This window comes from Ruegeria sp. CL6, assembly GCF_056536465.1.
On sequence record NZ_JBQFPR010000002.1, the window covers coordinates 105474 to 121260 of the forward strand.

Sequence of the window (15787 nt, forward strand, 5' to 3'; positions counted from 1 at the left end):
GACGCGCGACAACCACAAGCGGCGATAACTATGCGCGCAGTCGGTTCCGGTGACGGGCAAGCCAATGGGCCAGAGACAACAGCGGCAAATCCTTGAACCCGTTGCCATCAACACGGTCCATAAACTCGACAAACGGCAGGATTTGCGTTCGGATATCTTCACCCTCCGAGGCAACCCCGCCGTTGTCTATTGTTCGATCAAGATCGGCGAGTCCGACATAGAGATGAATGAATTCAGTCGATGATCCGCTGGAAGAATATGCGCCTCCTGCGTATTCCAGAGCATTCAGTTGCGTCTGGGCCTCCTCCACGGCCTCGCGGCGGGCTGCCTGCTCGGGCGTTTCCCCAGGGTCGATCATACCGGCCACAGGTTCCCACATCCAAGGTTCCGGGTCGCCTATCAGGAAGACCGGAGCCCGGAATTGCTCGACCAGCAAAACCGTGTCTCGGACCGGGTCATACGGCAGTACGACCACCGCACTACCCTGCATCAAGCCACTACGGTTCAGGACTTCGCCCATTGAGCCGTCATGTTGGCGGTGCTGCACCCTAAGCTCGTCCATCCCAAAATAGCTGAGGTAGGCTCTTTGATGCTGATGCACCATGACATCTTTGCCAACACTGCGCGGGTCACCCGTGAGGCGTTGTCGGGCGGCAAGCCGCGCCCAAGCTCTGGTGCGGATCGCCGGGAAACTTTGCGCAATCGTGGCCGCGTCCACACGACCGTAGAAATCCATGACTTCTACGGCAGCCAGCATGGTGACGTCTCCCCACGTGTCCACCCAATCCTGCAAGGACCAAATTTGATCGGGAATCCAATGTTCTGACTCGGGGTAGAAGACGCTGGCTTCGGTCATCGACCCATCTTGCAGCTCTATGTTTTGCGTTCTGAGGTCATAGTCGAACCCACCCTCATAGAACCTCAGCCGATTGAGTTCCTCATCGCCAAGCCCTCGCACCAGAAGCCCGTCAGCCAATCCATCTTTATCCTTCAAAATCATCGGGAAAGCTTGCCCTTGCACCCCGTAAACGGCGTGGCCGTTCAAAGATGCTTTGCAGATGTCGAGTTGCGATGCCGTACACCCCAACACCAGTTCCAACAGAGGCAAGTGTCGGAGTGTGCCGTAGAAGAATAGATCAGACAAGGAATGAAGTCTCGTGTTTCAGACGAAGAATTACCGCCAGCGGCGGCTGGCCTCCTCTGTGGCGAGACCCGCCACAAGAGCACCGATCGCCAAGGTCAAAAGGATTTCGGGGGTCAGCAACAGCCGACCATACTCAATGCCAATCTGGAAAATCGCCAGCAGAGCCTCAAACGGGCCGTCGTATCTGTGACGCATGGCCAGACGGAACATTTCGTAACATCCCTGCACGAACAGCCCCCAAAACACCAACGAAGCTATTCCAGTCAAGCCATTGTTGATTGCAGCGGTCCACCCCTTGCCAGCGCGCCGACCCATGATCATCCATCCGCAGGCAACGCCCAAAAACATGTTGATATAGGTGAACGCGCCGTAATCCTTACCTTCTTCCCCGTTCGTGATGATCATGCTCGACACGAGGAAAGCCACCACCAAAAGACAGACGGCGGCAATTAGACGTGAGGCGGTGGGCATTAGAGGGGTCCGTTCACTACACTGGTTTCGCTACAGTAATCTGTGTCACATCGCAATTACCGGTGTCAAAGGCTGCGCCGCAGGCAGTTAAATAATAATTCCACATGCGGCGAAAACGCTCATCAAACCCCATGTCGGCGATTACATCCCACTTGTCGTTGAACGTTTCGTACCACCGCCGCAGAGTCAGATCATAGCTTTTGCCGAACTCTTTCGACGTCACGACGTTCAACCCCGCCTGCGAAACCTGTTCCTTCAACACAGAAGGCGCCGGTAGCATCCCGCCGGGAAATATGTATTTCTGAATGAAATCAACGCCGTTTCGATAAACATCCCACCTGTGATCGGCTACGGTTATGATCTGCAGCGTAGCCTGCGCACCGGGCTTGAGGCGTTCTCGGACTGTTTCAAAATAGACAGGCCAGTATTTTTGCCCGACCGCTTCAAACATCTCAATCGAAGCGATACCATCATATTGGCCACGCTCGTCCCGATAGTCTTGCAGTTTGAACTCCACCATCTCTGATAGACCAGCTTTTTCAATCCTTTGCCGGGCAAACTTCAACTGTTCTTCGCTGATCGTAAGCCCTGTGACCCGCAAACCACGCTCCTTCGCGGCGTATTCTGCAAATCCGCCCCAACCGCATCCGATCTCAAGGATATGATCGCCAGGTTTCGCACCCATTTCATCGACCAAACTGGCATATTTCGCCGTTTGCGCATTTTCGAGGCTTTCCTGCCCCGTCTCAAACAAAGCGCTGGAATACGTCATCGTATCATCCAGCCACAAAGCATAGAAATCATTACCTAAATCATAATGATACGAGATGTTCTTTCTCGCCTGTTTCCGGCTGTTGCCGTGCAACCAGAACCGCAGACGCTCATATGCTTGGACAAGGAACTTACCGGTGAAATCGTCATAGACCGTTTCGGTGCCCAAATGCACAAGGTCCATGAAAGACCGCAGGTCCGGGGTGCTCCAGTCTCCTTCCAGATAGGCGTCGGAAAAGCCCAGCTCGCCTTCGCGGATCAGGCGTGCGAAGACGTCGGGGTTGTGAATATCCACCCGCGCGACCGGTCCGGGCCTTGCGCCTTCTGACCGAAAGATGCGACCGTCCGGCAGAGCGATGTCCAATCGCCCGGATTCCATCTTGTTCAGCATTTTCAGAACTTGACCGAAATACCTCGGCAGGCCCTTTTGCCCTTCTGTCGTCGTATGGATCATCCGCTTTCCCCTGTGCGGTTGCTGTTTCAGGCTAGGACGAGTTTGTGTTTCTGGCAAGTTTTCAGTTCCTTACTGGCTTTTTCGGCCTTCATAAGCCGCGAGCGCTTGCGCGCGGCCGACAGGCAATTCAACAATCGGGTTTGGATACAAGTCCGTCTCAGAGATGCCCCATGAGCGTGGAACGGCGTCAAAATATGCAAGCGCTGTCGCGGGCGGGTTTGATTGCCCTTCGGCAATCCATTTGCGCACATAGTTCCCGTTCGGATCGAATTTTTCCTGCTGGGTCAGTGGGTTAAAAATCCGAAAAAACGGCGAAGCATCCGGGCCCGAGCCTGCAACCCACTGCCAACCCATCGCGTTACACGCCGGGTCCCAATCGATCAGACAGGCATCAAACCACTGCATCCCGATTTTCCAATGCGTCATCAGATGCTTGGTCAAGTAACTGGCCGTGATCATGCGCGCCCGATTGTGCATTCGGCCGGTCACGTACATCTGGCGCATCGCGGCGTCCACAACCGGAATCCCGGTTCTGGCCGTTTGCCATGCGACCACCTCGGGGCGGGTGACGTCCGTATTCCACGGAAACGCCTCCCACTCGGGTTTCCAATTCTCGGTCAACAGGTGTGGCGTATGAAACATCAGGTGATATGCGAACTCTCGCCACACAAGCTGGCGCAAGAATGCATCGGTCCCTGACACTCCGGTCATCGCCGCGTTTTGAACCGCGTGCCAGACAGTGCGTGGACTGATTTCCCCCAAAGACAGGTATTCGGACAGATTTGACGTTGCATCGCGATCCAGCCGGTCCCTGTTTTCGGAGTAGTACGAAATCCGATCCAAGAAGCCGTGCAGCGCTTTGATCGCCGCGGCTTCGCCTGCCCGCACATATGGGGCCACAATTGCCGCCCCCCGGTTCATGCCCGAGGCCAGGCTCCACTCTGACAGATCGTCCGATCCCGGCCAGTTCTGCGGCCCCCTTAGCGTTGCAGGAGCAGGTTCGGGTGACGCAACATCCCGGCCCTGTACTGCCCTCCACATCGGTGTGAAAACGCGGAACGGCTGGCCGGATTTGGTTGCAAAAGTCCAAGGCTCAAACAGCAGATGACCTGCGAAGGATTTTGCCTCAATACCCTGCTCAGACAACCGCGACTTTACATCGGTATCGCGCGCAATTGCGTCGGGATCATAGGCACGGGACCAGTAGACAGCCGTTGCGCCTGTCTGCGCGACGAGGTCTTCAAGAACCGCAAGAGCGTGCCCGCGACGCAGAACCAAACGACTGCCCAGATTGTTGAACGCCTGCGCCAGCGCATCCACGCCCAAACCCAAACGCCATTTGGGTGCAGCCCCAAGCGCTTCGGCCTGATCATCCAGTATAAATAGAGGAATAACCGGTCGCCCGGACGCAGCAGCTTCCGTCAATGCAGCATGGTCCGACAGGCGCAAATCCCGTCGGAACCAAACGATAATCGGTGGCCGCTCGTTTTCCATTTTCGCCCTGTTTTCTTCAGTGTACGAAACAGAGCGGAAACCGGATCACAAAACGGCGTCAAGTGCGTTCAATAATTGATCAATTTCCTGCTGAGAGGTGTAGTGCGTGAAGCTGACCCGCAGCACGCCTTGGGCCAAATCGACCCCCATAGCCTGCAGCGGGCGCACGGCATAGAAGTCGCCTCCGCCAGCCATGATACCGTAGTTCACGAGGTCAGCCGCGACCTGCTCGGCGTTGCGCGTCAGGGCCATCGCGACAGTCGGTGCACGTATGCTTGCATACGACGTTCCAATCAACCGAACGGCGTTGCGATCTTTGACCGCGTCCAGAACCGGCTGAAGCAAGGCCACTTCTTGCGCACGCATCAAGTCATGGACAAAGGCACCGCGTTCGGTGGCATCGCTGTCAGGCCCATTGTGATGGTCACACAGAAGGTCAACGTAGTCCGCCATACCTGCGCTCGCCGCGATTTGTGCGTGGTCGGGACCGGCGGGTGTAAAGCGCTTATACAGCACATCCGCGTTGAAATAATGCGCCTGATTTGGCAGCAGATCACCCAGAGATTTCCGGACCACCATGCAGCCCTGATGCGGCCCATAGGTCTTGTAGGCGGAAAACAGGTAGATATCCGGCCCAAGGTCCCCAACATTCGGAAACCCGTGGGGCGCGTATGAAACGCCGTCGACGCAGACGAAAGCGCCCGCCGCATGCGCGATGGCGGTGATTTCGGTAACCGGGTTGATCTCTCCGATCACGTTCGAGCAGTGCGGGAAACAGACCAGACGCACCTTTTCATCCAGCAGGTGTTCAAGATCATGCGGGTTCAGGGATCCGGTCTCGGGATCGATCTGCCACTCACGGATTTCAATGCCGTCATCCGCAAGCCGACGCCACGGACCCGAGTTCGCCTCATGATCCTGATTGGTGACAACAATCGCCTCGCCGGGCTTCATCCATTGGCGGAATGCCTGCGCCATAACATAGGTGTTCTGAGTGGTTGATGGGCCAAAGCTCAGCTCATCCGTCTCAACGCCCAGAATAGCGGCCATCCGGCTGCGGGCCTCGTCCATTTCGTCACCCGCCAAACGGCTGGCCTCATAGGGGCCGTAGGGCTGAACCTTGCGCTGGGTATAGTAACGGGTCAGCCGGTCAAGAACCGGTTTGCAGGTGTAGGAACCGCCTGCATTCTCAAAAAAGGCCTGCCCTTGCAGACTGGGTTCGGAAAATGCCGGGAACAGTGACCGAACAAAATTGATATCCAGAGTGCTCATGGCACGGGACTCCTTGATCATGCGCGTCAATCCATAAGGAGCACGAGCATGATTTCGGTCCCCTCGGAAATCATGGCAGGTCTTCCAGCCCAGCCCGCACTTATGAAGCACCGGCAGCCCTTGTGGTTCACAAGAACAGCGCCAAATTGCCCACAACACCATTTGCCGTCAAGCAGGCCTGCAAACGCGACAAAAAAAGCCGGACGTTTCAGCCCGGCTTTGTTACGTGATTTGGGTAACTTAACCCTGAACCTTGGTGTAAGTCCCCTCGCCCGCGAGAATACCGCGGAAGCCGCCCGGCTCATCCAGGCCAAAAACGATGAGCGGCAGGTTGTTGTCCCGTGCAAGCGCAATGGCCGACGCATCCATGACCCGCAGTCGCTTGGCCAGCACGTCGTCATAGGTCACGGTATCATAGCGCACGGCGTCCGCATGTTCCTTGGGATCTTTGTCATACACGCCATCGACACCGTTTTTGCCCATGAAGATCGCCTCGCACGCCATTTCGTTGGCGCGCAGCGTCGCGGCAGTGTCAGTGGTGAAGTAAGGGTTTCCGGTCCCGGCGGCGAAAATGCAAACCCGCTTTTTCTCAAGGTGGCGAACGGCGCGGCGGCGGATGTAGGGTTCACACACCTCGTCCATCCGAATGGCGGAAATAACACGGGTAAATACGCCGATTTCTTCCAAGGCGGACTGCATCCCAAGCGCGTTCATCACTGTTGCCAGCATTCCCATATAGTCAGCAGTCGTGCGCTCCATCCCCTGTGCCGAACCGCTCAGGCCGCGGAAAATGTTGCCGCCGCCAATGACCATGCAGATTTCAACGCCCAGATCGTGAACAGATTTCACCTCTTGCGCGATACGCTGAACGGTTGGCGGGTGCAGGCCAAAGCCTTGATCCCCCATGAGCGCTTCGCCGGATATTTTCAGCATCACGCGCTTGTACGTTGTTTTCGGGGGTTCAACTGTGTCGGTTGTCGGGGAAAGGCTCATGTTGCGCTCCGGGCTGGCACGGGTTTAATTCCGGCGCAAAATGAAGCAAAACCTCGGCAGGTTCAATGCGGATGGTAAGGAATGAGGCGTGCCGGGATGACCAAGCCTGAAACACAGCAGATTCTGGATCGCCTGCCCAAGATTCCCGAGGGTGCTCCGGTGCTGATCGCCGGGCCAACGGCATCTGGAAAATCCGCCCTTGCCTTGGAGATCGCTGAACGGTTCGGGGGCGTCATCGTAAATGCGGATGCCAGTCAGGTTTACGATTGCTGGCGCGTGATTTCGGCCAGGCCGTCAATCGAAGATGAGGCGCGCGCGCCGCACTTGCTATACGGTCACATCGCATATGATCAGGAGTACTCGACCGGTCATTGGCTGCGCGAGGTCAAGCCGCTGCTGGCTGGTGATCAGAGGCCAATTATAGTTGGCGGCACCGGGCTTTATTTCTCTGCCCTTACCGAAGGTATGGCGGACATTCCGCAGACACCCGCCGAAATTCGGTCCGAGGCGGACAAGTTGGACCTGCCGTCCCTTATGAAAGGCGTTGACGCTGGAACGTTGTCGCGCATTGACACGCAAAATCGTGCTCGCGTTCAACGGGCGTGGGAAGTGCAGCACGCTACGGGCCGAAGCCTAAGCGACTGGCAGGCAGATACACCTCCTCCGGCGCTAAAACTGCAAGACGCGGTCCCCATTGTGTTTGATGTGGACAAACAATGGCTTTTGGACAGGATCACGCGCCGATTTGACATGATGTTGGACTCGGGTGCCCTGCAAGAAGTCGAAGCCATGCAGGACAGGTACGATCCGTCGCTTCCTTCCTTTAAGGCGATCGGGGTTCCCGAGTTGTTGGCATACCTCAAGGGACAAATGACGCTGCAAGACGCACGCGAACGCGCGACGATCTCGACGCGCCAGTTTGCCAAGCGCCAACGAACATGGTTCCGGGCGCGTATGAAAAACTGGAATCGGGCAGATTTCTCAAAGTGATACCTCAGGTGACAGACGGTCTGGTTTCTCCTAGTTCACGGCCTTCCCCTAATCCCCGAATCCGCGCGACTGATCCCGTCAAAGGGTCAGTCAGGCAGCCAGCCCCAAAGAGGCCATTGCCGACTAACTGAGGCCGCCGATGTCGTTTTTGTATCTTGAATGACGATTTCGAGCGTTGACCTGATCCAAATTCTGGTGCGGAATGTGGTTATGGGGATGTTCATATTCCAAAAAACAAGAACCAGAGAACCTGCTACCCGATCAAATCGGGTCTGAGCGGTTCAAGAACTCAGCAATAAAAAACTATGTCACAGGGAGAGACATAAATGAAAAATCAAACCTTGACCGGAGCACCGATGCACTGGGCGGCGGAAATGCACGCGAAGGAATATCGCAACGGTAAGCTTAACCGGCGCGAATTCATGGCACGCGCGACTGCCCTAGGCGTCGCTGTACCTGCCGCCTATGGACTGATCGGTCTGCATTCGCCTGCAGCCGCCCAAGAACCGCAGCGTGGTGGCACAATCCGCTACCAGATGGAAGTCCGCGCCCTGAAGGATCCGCGCACCTACGACTGGACACAGATCGCCACCTACACCGCAGGTTGGCTGGAATATCTGGTCGAATACAACAACGACGGCTCGTTCCAGCCCATGCTGCTGGAAAGCTGGGAAGCCAACGATGATGCGACGGAGTACACTCTGAACGTTCGCCAGGGCGTCAAGTGGAACAACGGCGACGATTTCACCGCGGAAGACGTGGCACGCAACATCGAAGGCTGGTGCGACGCCGGGCTCGAGGGCAACTCGATGGCGTCCCGCATGGCGTCCCTGATAGATGAGGGCACTCAGAAAGCGGCGGATGGCGCAATCACCGTTGTCGACTCCCACACCGTAAAGTTGAAGTGCAACGCACCGGACATCACCATCATTCCGGGCATGGCCGACTATCCCGCTGCCATCGTGCACAGCAGCTTTGACGCGAATAACATGCTGGCCAATCCGGTCGGAACAGGCTTCATGATCCCCGAAAGCCACGAAGTCGGCGTCAAAGGCGTTCTCGTGCGTAACGAAGAATTCGACTGGTGGGGATACGAGGCCGGCAAGGGCGGCTACATCGACCGGATCGAGTTCATCGACTACGGCACTGACCCCGCAGCGTTCCTGGCGGCGTATGAAGCCGAAGAGATCGACATGAACTGGGAGTCGGTCGGCGAGTTTGTCGACATCTTTGACGGCATCGGCTTGGTTCGCTCAGAAATCCCGTCGGGCTTTACCATCGTCATCCGTCCGAACCAGTTGGCCGAAGACGAGAACGGCAACAAAATCTACGGCGACAAGCGTGTCCGTCAGGCTCTGGCCATGGCGGTCGATAACGAAGTCTGTCTTGAGCTTGGCATGTCAGGCTACGGCATTCCCGCCGACAACTGCCACGTCGGTCCGATGCACCCTGAACATGACTCGGCCGTAACCCGTATCCCCTACGATCCAGCCGCGGCGAAAGCCCTGATGGACGAGGCTGGCATGGGCGACTTCGAGCATGAAGTTCAGTCCATCGATGATGATTGGCGCCGCAACACCACGGCGGCTGTCGTCGCACAGTTGAACGACGCGGGTATCAAGGCCAAGCACACGATCCTGCCCGGCTCGACCTTCTGGAACGACTGGACCAAGTACCCCTACTCGTCGACCAACTGGAACCACCGTCCGCTGGGCACTCAGGTTCTGGCGCTGGCCTACAAGTCCGGGGTGGCTTGGAACGAGTCCGGCTTTGCCAATGACGAGTTCGATGCGCTGCTGGCCGAAGCGAACTCGATCGCGGACGTCGACAAGCGCCGCGAAGTGATGGCCAAGCTGCAGGCGATCATGATCGACGAAGGCGTCGTCATCCAGCCGTATTGGAGGACCGCAATGCGCCACCACCGTGACAACATGGTGGGCGTTGAAAAGCACATTGCGGACCTGCCACAGCTGTATAAGTTCGGCATCGTCTCGTAAGCCAAAAAACATAAGGCCGCGCCTGTTGGGTGCGGCCTTTTCGTCCTGACTACGGCGACCAGAATAACAGCGACGCGTGCGGCGAAACGACCGTCACGCTAGCCTACCAACAGGGGCTACCATGGGACTTTTCATATTAAGGCGCGTCGGCATTATGCTGTTGACCGCACTGTGCCTTACCTTCCTGGTCTTCTTTCTGACCAACCTCTACCCGAACCTTGAAAAGCTTGCGAAAACGCAGGGCAATTTCAGAATGTCGGACGAGCAAGTCGAAAGCTTTCTGGAAAAAGGCGGATACCTTCAGCCAACGCCCATAAAATACGGCGAATGGCTGGGAGTGCTTCCTTCTTACAGGCACACGAATGAAGACGGCACCGTGCAAGGCAGATGTATCCTGCCCGGCAAGACCGCCGAAGAGTCCCCCAATTTCTGCGGCATCCTGCAGGGGTATTGGGGCTATTCGACCGTGTTCAAAGAAGAAGTCTCGACTGTTGTGGGCAATCGCCTGGCCCTGACGGGCCGTTTGATGTTCTGGGTGATGCTGCTGATGGTCCCGTCGGCTTTGATCCTTGGGATTCTGGCTGGCATGAAAGAAGGGTCGGCCACCGACCGGACACTTTCGACCTTTGCGATCACTACCACAGCAACGCCCGAATACGTGTCTGGTGTTATCTTCATTGCGATTTTCACCTCGTCCGCTGTCGGGTTGAAATGGTTCAAGGGAACGGCCACGCAAGCGATGGAAAATCCGACTTTTGAGAACTTCTTCCTGCCAGTGTTGACCATTTCACTATACGGCATGGGGTATATCGCCCGCATGACCCGTGCCTCGATGACTGAGGTCATGACCGCACAGTACATCCGAACCGCCCGACTGAAGGGCGTCTCGTTCCCGAACATCGTCATGAAACACGCGCTGCGCAATGCGCTGATCGCACCGTTTACCGTCATCATGCTGCAGTTCCCATGGCTGCTGAATGGTGTGGTGATCGTCGAGACCCTGTTTAACTACAAGGGCTTTGGCTGGGCGCTGGTACAGGCCGCCGGCAACAACGACATCCAACTGTTGCTGGCCATCTCGGTCGTGTCGGTCTTTGTGGTGCTGGTAACGCAGCTGATCTCAGATATCGGCTATGTCTACCTCAACCCACGCATCCGCATTTCGTAAGGAGGGATAGAACATGGAACCACTTTCCTGGACCGGCTCTATCGCCTTCCTGAACCCGTTGCTGGCCATTGCCTTGACACTGATGGTCGTTTCGATCCTGGCCTGGATACTGGCCAGCATCATCCTGCCGGAACCCCAGATGACCGTGAACCCGGATGGGACACTGACATCAGGGTCGGGCGTGCGGAACCTCATCCAAACCGTGCTGCGCTTTAGTTTTCTTGCAAGCGTCGGCCTGGGCGTTGCCTACATTGTTTTAGGCATCCTGATGGGCACAAGCGCCGGTATCATCGGGGCCATGGCCCAACAATTCCTGCCCGTCTGGTTATCGCTGGTCCTTCTCTACGCCATGTCGATCGCGTTCAAACGCAAGCTGGGATTGTACGGCAAACTGTTTGACAGCCCGATTGGTATGATCGGCTTTGGTCTTGTGATGTTCTGGGTGTTTACTGGTATCTTTGGCGCCCTGGACCTGATCGTGACGCATGAACCACTCTCGCAGGTATCGGGTATGAAAAACAAAGTGCCCGGAACGCCATTGCCCAGCGTCGAAGAAGGAGAATACGCCTGGTATCTGCTGGGAGGCGACAATCTTGCTCGGGACGTGTTCAGCCGCATGGTCAAAGGGGCGTGGATCGTCGTTCAGATCGCACCGCTGGCGACGATGTTTGCCTTTATGGTCGGGATCACGCTGGGCCTGCCTGCCGGCTACTACGGCGGTCGTCTGGATACGCTGCTGTCCTTCCTGGCGAACCTGATCCTGGCCTTCCCTGTCATCTTGCTGTTCTATCTGCTGGTCACGCCCGAGATCGTGGCAACAGGTGTGCCGAACTATATGGCGGCCGTCCTGTTCGTCTTTCCGATCATTTTCCTGGGTGTTTTGTTGAACTCGCGCTTTTACACGAGGCCCAAGTTCCGAACACCGCTATTGATCGGCGTTCTGGGTGTCGCGCTGTGGCTGTATCTGTCGCTGATCTCCACGAATGGATACATCGTGAACACAGACAACTACAGCATTTGGGGACTTCCGACCTATCTGGACCTTTTTGACGTGCCCGGAGGGATTCTGGTGGTCTTTGTCTCGGTGGTTTTTGTGAACTCACCGACCGTGTTCCGCATCGTGCGCGGGTTGGCGATGGACATCAAAACCCGCGACTATGTCGCCGCTGCACAGACACGCGGTGAAGGGCCGTGGTACATCATGCTGTGGGAAATCCTGCCAAATGCGCGGGGTCCGCTGATCGTCGATTTCTGTCTTCGGATTGGGTACACCACCATCCTTTTGGGGACTTTGGGTTTCTTTGGGCTGGGACTGCCGCCGGAAAGCCCGGACTGGGGGTCAACGATCAACGAGGGGCGTAAGCTGCTGTCGATCTATCTTCACCCTGCCCTGCCGCCTGCGCTGGCTCTGTTGACGCTTGTTCTTGGGTTGAACCTGCTGGCCGACGGTCTGCGTGAGGAAAGCCTGAAGGATTGATGTGAAAGCGGCCGGGGGGCCAGCCCCCCGGACCCCCCGGGATATTTTTAGCCAGATGAAGCAGGGGATCCCCCAAAATTCGGCGAGGAGCAAACAAGATGAACAAACTGGCGGATTATGATGGCCCCATCCTCGAGATCGACAAGCTGTCGATTTCGTTTTTCACCCGTTTGCGCGAGATACCGGCTGTGATGGACTTCTCGGTCAGTGTGCAGCCTGGAGAGGCTGTCGGACTGGTTGGTGAATCCGGATGCGGCAAATCCACCGTTGCGCTGGGGGTCATGCAGGATCTTGGCAAGAATGGGCGCGTCGTGGGCGGTACCATCAAGTTCAAGGGGCGTGATCTGGCCGAGATGACATCGGACGAGCTGCGCGACATTCGCGGCAATGAGATCGCGATGATCTATCAGGAGCCGATGGCTTCGTTGAACCCGGCGATGAAGATCGGCAAGCAGTTGATGGAAGTGCCCATGATCCACGAAGGCGTCGGTGCGGAAGAAGCCTATGCGCGGGCGCTTGAAGTCGTCACCGATGTGCGCCTGCCTGATCCTGAGCGGATGTTGAACTCATTCCCGCATCAGTTGTCGGGGGGGCAGCAACAGCGGATCGTGATCGCAATGGCGCTGATGTCGAAGCCCGCGCTACTGATATTGGACGAACCGACAACGGCGCTGGACGTGACGGTCGAGGCTGCCGTGGTCGAGTTGGTCAAGGACCTGGGTAAGAAATACGGCACTTCGATGCTGTTCATCTCGCACAATCTGGGGCTGGTTCTGGAGACTTGCGACCGGCTTTGCGTGATGTATTCCGGTGAGGCTGTTGAACGAGGATCAATCCATGATGTGTTTGACGAGATGCAGCATCCCTATACACAGGCGCTGTTCCGCTCGATCCCCCTGCCCGGGGCTGACAAGAACGCGCGGCCTCTGGTGGCAATTCCTGGAAACTTCCCTTTGCCGCATGAACGTCCGCCGGGGTGTAATTTCGGCCCGCGCTGTGACTATTTCGAGGAAGGCCGGTGTGACGCGCAGAACATTCTGATGGAGGCAGTGCCGGGCAATGACCGCCACCATACGCGGTGCCTGAAGTTCAAGGAGATCGATTGGAACGCGCCGATCACTGTATCGGAGCAGAAAGAAAAAGCCGAAATCGGCCGCACCGTTCTGAAGATGGACAACCTCAAGAAATATTATGAGGTGGCCGCGAATGCCCTGTTCGGTGGCGGAGAGAAGAAGGTTGTGAAAGCGAATGAGACGCTGAGTTTTGAGGCTCATGAGTCTGAGACCTTGGCCATCGTAGGCGAGTCGGGTTGTGGCAAATCCACTTTTGCCAAGGTTCTGATGGGGCTAGAAACAGCGACGGACGGCCAGATTTTGCTGGATAACCGAAACATCGAAGCTGTGCCGATCGAGGAGCGCGATGCCAAGACAGTTGGCGAAGTGCAGATGGTGTTCCAGAACCCGTTCGACACGCTGAACCCGTCCATGACCGTCGGTCGTCAGATCATCCGGGCGCTGGAGATTTTCGGCGTGGGGAACTCTGAGGCTGAGCGCAAGAAACGGATGCTGGAGCTTTTGGACCTGGTTAAGCTTCCACGCGCCTTTGCCGATCGGATGCCGCGGCAGTTGTCAGGGGGGCAGAAGCAGCGTGTCGGTATTGCCCGCGCCTTTGCCGGGGACGCTCGGATCGTGGTTGCGGACGAACCAGTCTCGGCTTTGGATGTGTCGGTGCAAGCTGCGGTCACAGACCTGCTGATGGAGATTCAGCGCGAACACAAAACCACGCTTTTGTTCATCAGCCATGACCTGTCCATTGTACGATACCTCAGCGACAGGGTGATGGTGATGTATCTGGGCCATGTGGTCGAGCTGGGGACGACGGATCAGGTATTTTCACCACCGTATCATCCATATACCGAAGCCCTGCTGAGTGCTGTCCCGATTGCCGATACGTCGATCGAAAAACAGCATATCGTTCTTGAAGGCGACATTCCGTCGGCGATGAGCCCTCCACCCGGCTGCCCCTTCCAAACACGGTGCCGCTGGAAGTCAGAGGTTCCAGATGGGCGCTGTGAACAAGACGTGCCGCCCGTTAAAACGCTTGCGGATGGGCATCAGGTAAAATGTCATCTGGCCGAGGATATTCTTGCCCGGATGGAACCTGTCATCAAAATCGCGGCAGAATAAGAGAGATAGCGGAAAGAACCGGTCATTGTGCCGGTTCTGTATTCTTAAGTCCCTGCGGTTACCCGCCCCAGATGACTTTCACGTAGTTCTGGGTTTCTTTGTACGGCGGAACACCGCCGTGCTTTTCGACCGCCTGAGGACCCGCGTTATAGGCCGCCAATGCCAAACGCCAGGATTTGAACTTGCGGTATTGCCACGACAGGTAGCGCGCCCCGCCTTCAAGGTTTTGCTTGGGATCGTGGGGATTGACGCCCAAAAGCTGCGCAGTGCCGGGCATCAACTGCGCAAGACCCAAGGCGCCCTTGTGCGATACCGCATGGGGGTTCCATCCGCTTTCCTGCTGGACAAGCCGCAGAAACAACTCTTCCGGCACGTTGTGCTTGCGGGCCGCTTGACGCGCCAGAGAAAGGTATTGTCCGCGGTACTTACCGTTGTAGCGTTTGTTGAAATTGCCCGTGGCTGTTTTTCGTTTCGGCTTCAGGCGTTCGGAATCGCGATACTGGGTCGCGGCGCGGGTATCCAATATCTTGGCCTGCTTGAGAAAAATGTCCTTGCGGCTTTTGGTAGACAACGTCTGAGCCGCAGCCGGAACTGAGACCAGCGCAAGGCAAAACCCTAAAAACCAACCAACCAGAAAACGCATTAATGCCAATCCCGCTCGTCCACGAACCCGATTGAGTATAGATATTTCAACAAAAAATGAAAGCTTGGTAAAAATTTCCGAGTGTTTTTCCATCCGGCGCATGTTCATCAACTGTGTTTTAACCACGACGCAGGCCGTATAGGGTCGCAGAGATACTCGGCGTCAGATTCGGGCGCATCAAATTCAGTCTAGAACGGGGAAATACATGGCAGGCTCAGTCAACAAGGTCATTCTGGTGGGAAATCTTGGCCGAGATCCCGAAGTTAGAACGTTCCAGAACGGCGGCAAAGTCTGCAACCTGCGCATCGCCACTTCTGAAACTTGGAAGGACCGCAATACGGGCGAACGTCGTGAGCGGACCGAATGGCACTCGGTTGCGATTTTCAACGAAGGGCTTGTTCGTGTGGCCGAGCAATACCTGCGGAAAGGCTCCAAAGTTTACCTTGAGGGGCAGTTGCAGACGCGCAAGTGGCAAGATCAATCCGGTCAGGATCGCTATTCGACCGAGGTCGTCCTGCAGGGCTTCGGCTCAACACTGGTTATGCTGGACGCGCGCGGCGAAGGTGGCGGCGGCGGTGGATACGGCGGTGGTCAATCAGGTAGCTATGGCGGCGGTCAGGCTGGCGGCGGTTATGGCGACCCCTACGGCGCGCCCTCGGGCTCCCCTGCTCCTGCATCTGGCGGAATCGACGACGACGAGATTCCGTTCTAAGAAAAAAAACGGAGA

13 protein-coding genes are annotated in these 15787 nt (G+C 56.6%); 6 read left to right on the forward strand and 7 right to left on the reverse strand.

The window, feature by feature from the left end; genetic code table 11:
- Positions 1 to 28 precede the first annotated feature (28 nt).
- From ACR0LH_RS05525 to pyrH, 6 genes are all read right to left on the reverse strand, one after another.
- Entirely contained in the window at positions 29 to 1144 is a 1116-nt protein-coding gene (locus ACR0LH_RS05525; protein WP_480719998.1) for an NUDIX domain-containing protein, read from the reverse strand.
- A 30-nt stretch (positions 1145 to 1174) separates the two neighbouring features.
- Positions 1175 to 1615, reverse strand: coding sequence for a TrgA family protein (locus tag ACR0LH_RS05530; protein ID WP_170482250.1), 441 nt, complete (start codon positions 1613 to 1615; stop codon positions 1175 to 1177).
- Positions 1616 to 1631: 16 nt separating this feature from the next.
- Positions 1632 to 2840, reverse strand: coding sequence for a class I SAM-dependent methyltransferase (locus ACR0LH_RS05535; RefSeq protein WP_480720000.1), 1209 nt, complete (start codon positions 2838 to 2840; stop codon positions 1632 to 1634).
- Between the two features lie 69 nt (positions 2841 to 2909).
- A complete protein-coding gene (locus ACR0LH_RS05540) occupies positions 2910 to 4334 on the reverse strand; it encodes a cryptochrome/photolyase family protein (RefSeq protein ID WP_480720001.1) in 1425 nt (474 codons plus the stop codon).
- A gap of 45 nt (positions 4335 to 4379) precedes the next feature.
- Positions 4380 to 5606, reverse strand: coding sequence for an aminotransferase class V-fold PLP-dependent enzyme (locus ACR0LH_RS05545; RefSeq protein WP_480720002.1), 1227 nt, complete (start codon positions 5604 to 5606; stop codon positions 4380 to 4382).
- Positions 5607 to 5846: 240 nt separating this feature from the next.
- The gene (pyrH, locus tag ACR0LH_RS05550; RefSeq protein WP_170384010.1) at positions 5847 to 6599 is read right to left on the reverse strand and encodes a UMP kinase; all 753 of its coding nucleotides are present in this window, start codon (positions 6597 to 6599) and stop codon (positions 5847 to 5849) included.
- Between the two features lie 96 nt (positions 6600 to 6695).
- Here pyrH and miaA point away from each other — a divergent pair, with 96 nt between their 5' ends.
- The 5 genes from miaA to ACR0LH_RS05575 all read left to right on the forward strand — a co-directional run bounded on the left by miaA (position 6696) and on the right by ACR0LH_RS05575 (position 14417).
- Positions 6696 to 7589, forward strand: a complete 894-nt coding sequence (gene miaA, locus ACR0LH_RS05555; RefSeq protein ID WP_480720004.1) for a tRNA (adenosine(37)-N6)-dimethylallyltransferase MiaA — start codon at positions 6696 to 6698, stop codon at positions 7587 to 7589.
- Positions 7590 to 7915: 326 nt separating this feature from the next.
- The gene (locus tag ACR0LH_RS05560; protein ID WP_480720006.1) at positions 7916 to 9586 is read left to right on the forward strand and encodes an ABC transporter substrate-binding protein; all 1671 of its coding nucleotides are present in this window, start codon (positions 7916 to 7918) and stop codon (positions 9584 to 9586) included.
- Positions 9587 to 9707: 121 nt separating this feature from the next.
- On the forward strand, positions 9708 to 10754 hold the full coding sequence (locus tag ACR0LH_RS05565) for an ABC transporter permease (protein ID WP_170384004.1): 1047 nt from the start codon (positions 9708 to 9710) through the stop codon (positions 10752 to 10754).
- Positions 10755 to 10767: 13 nt separating this feature from the next.
- Positions 10768 to 12231, forward strand: coding sequence for an ABC transporter permease (locus ACR0LH_RS05570; protein ID WP_170696208.1), 1464 nt, complete (start codon positions 10768 to 10770; stop codon positions 12229 to 12231).
- 98 nt (positions 12232 to 12329) lie between these two features.
- On the forward strand, positions 12330 to 14417 hold the full coding sequence (locus tag ACR0LH_RS05575) for a dipeptide ABC transporter ATP-binding protein (protein WP_480720008.1): 2088 nt from the start codon (positions 12330 to 12332) through the stop codon (positions 14415 to 14417).
- Positions 14418 to 14475: 58 nt separating this feature from the next.
- Here ACR0LH_RS05575 and ACR0LH_RS05580 read toward each other — a convergent pair whose 3' ends face one another.
- A complete protein-coding gene (locus ACR0LH_RS05580; RefSeq protein WP_170482280.1) occupies positions 14476 to 15060 on the reverse strand; it encodes a lytic transglycosylase domain-containing protein in 585 nt (194 codons plus the stop codon).
- A 205-nt stretch (positions 15061 to 15265) separates the two neighbouring features.
- Between ACR0LH_RS05580 and ssb the strand changes: the two genes are divergently transcribed.
- Positions 15266 to 15772: a single-stranded DNA-binding protein gene (gene ssb / locus ACR0LH_RS05585; RefSeq protein ID WP_170417017.1), complete on the forward strand. Its 507-nt coding sequence runs from the start codon at positions 15266 to 15268 to the stop codon at positions 15770 to 15772.
- The last annotated feature ends 15 nt before the right edge of the window (positions 15773 to 15787 follow it).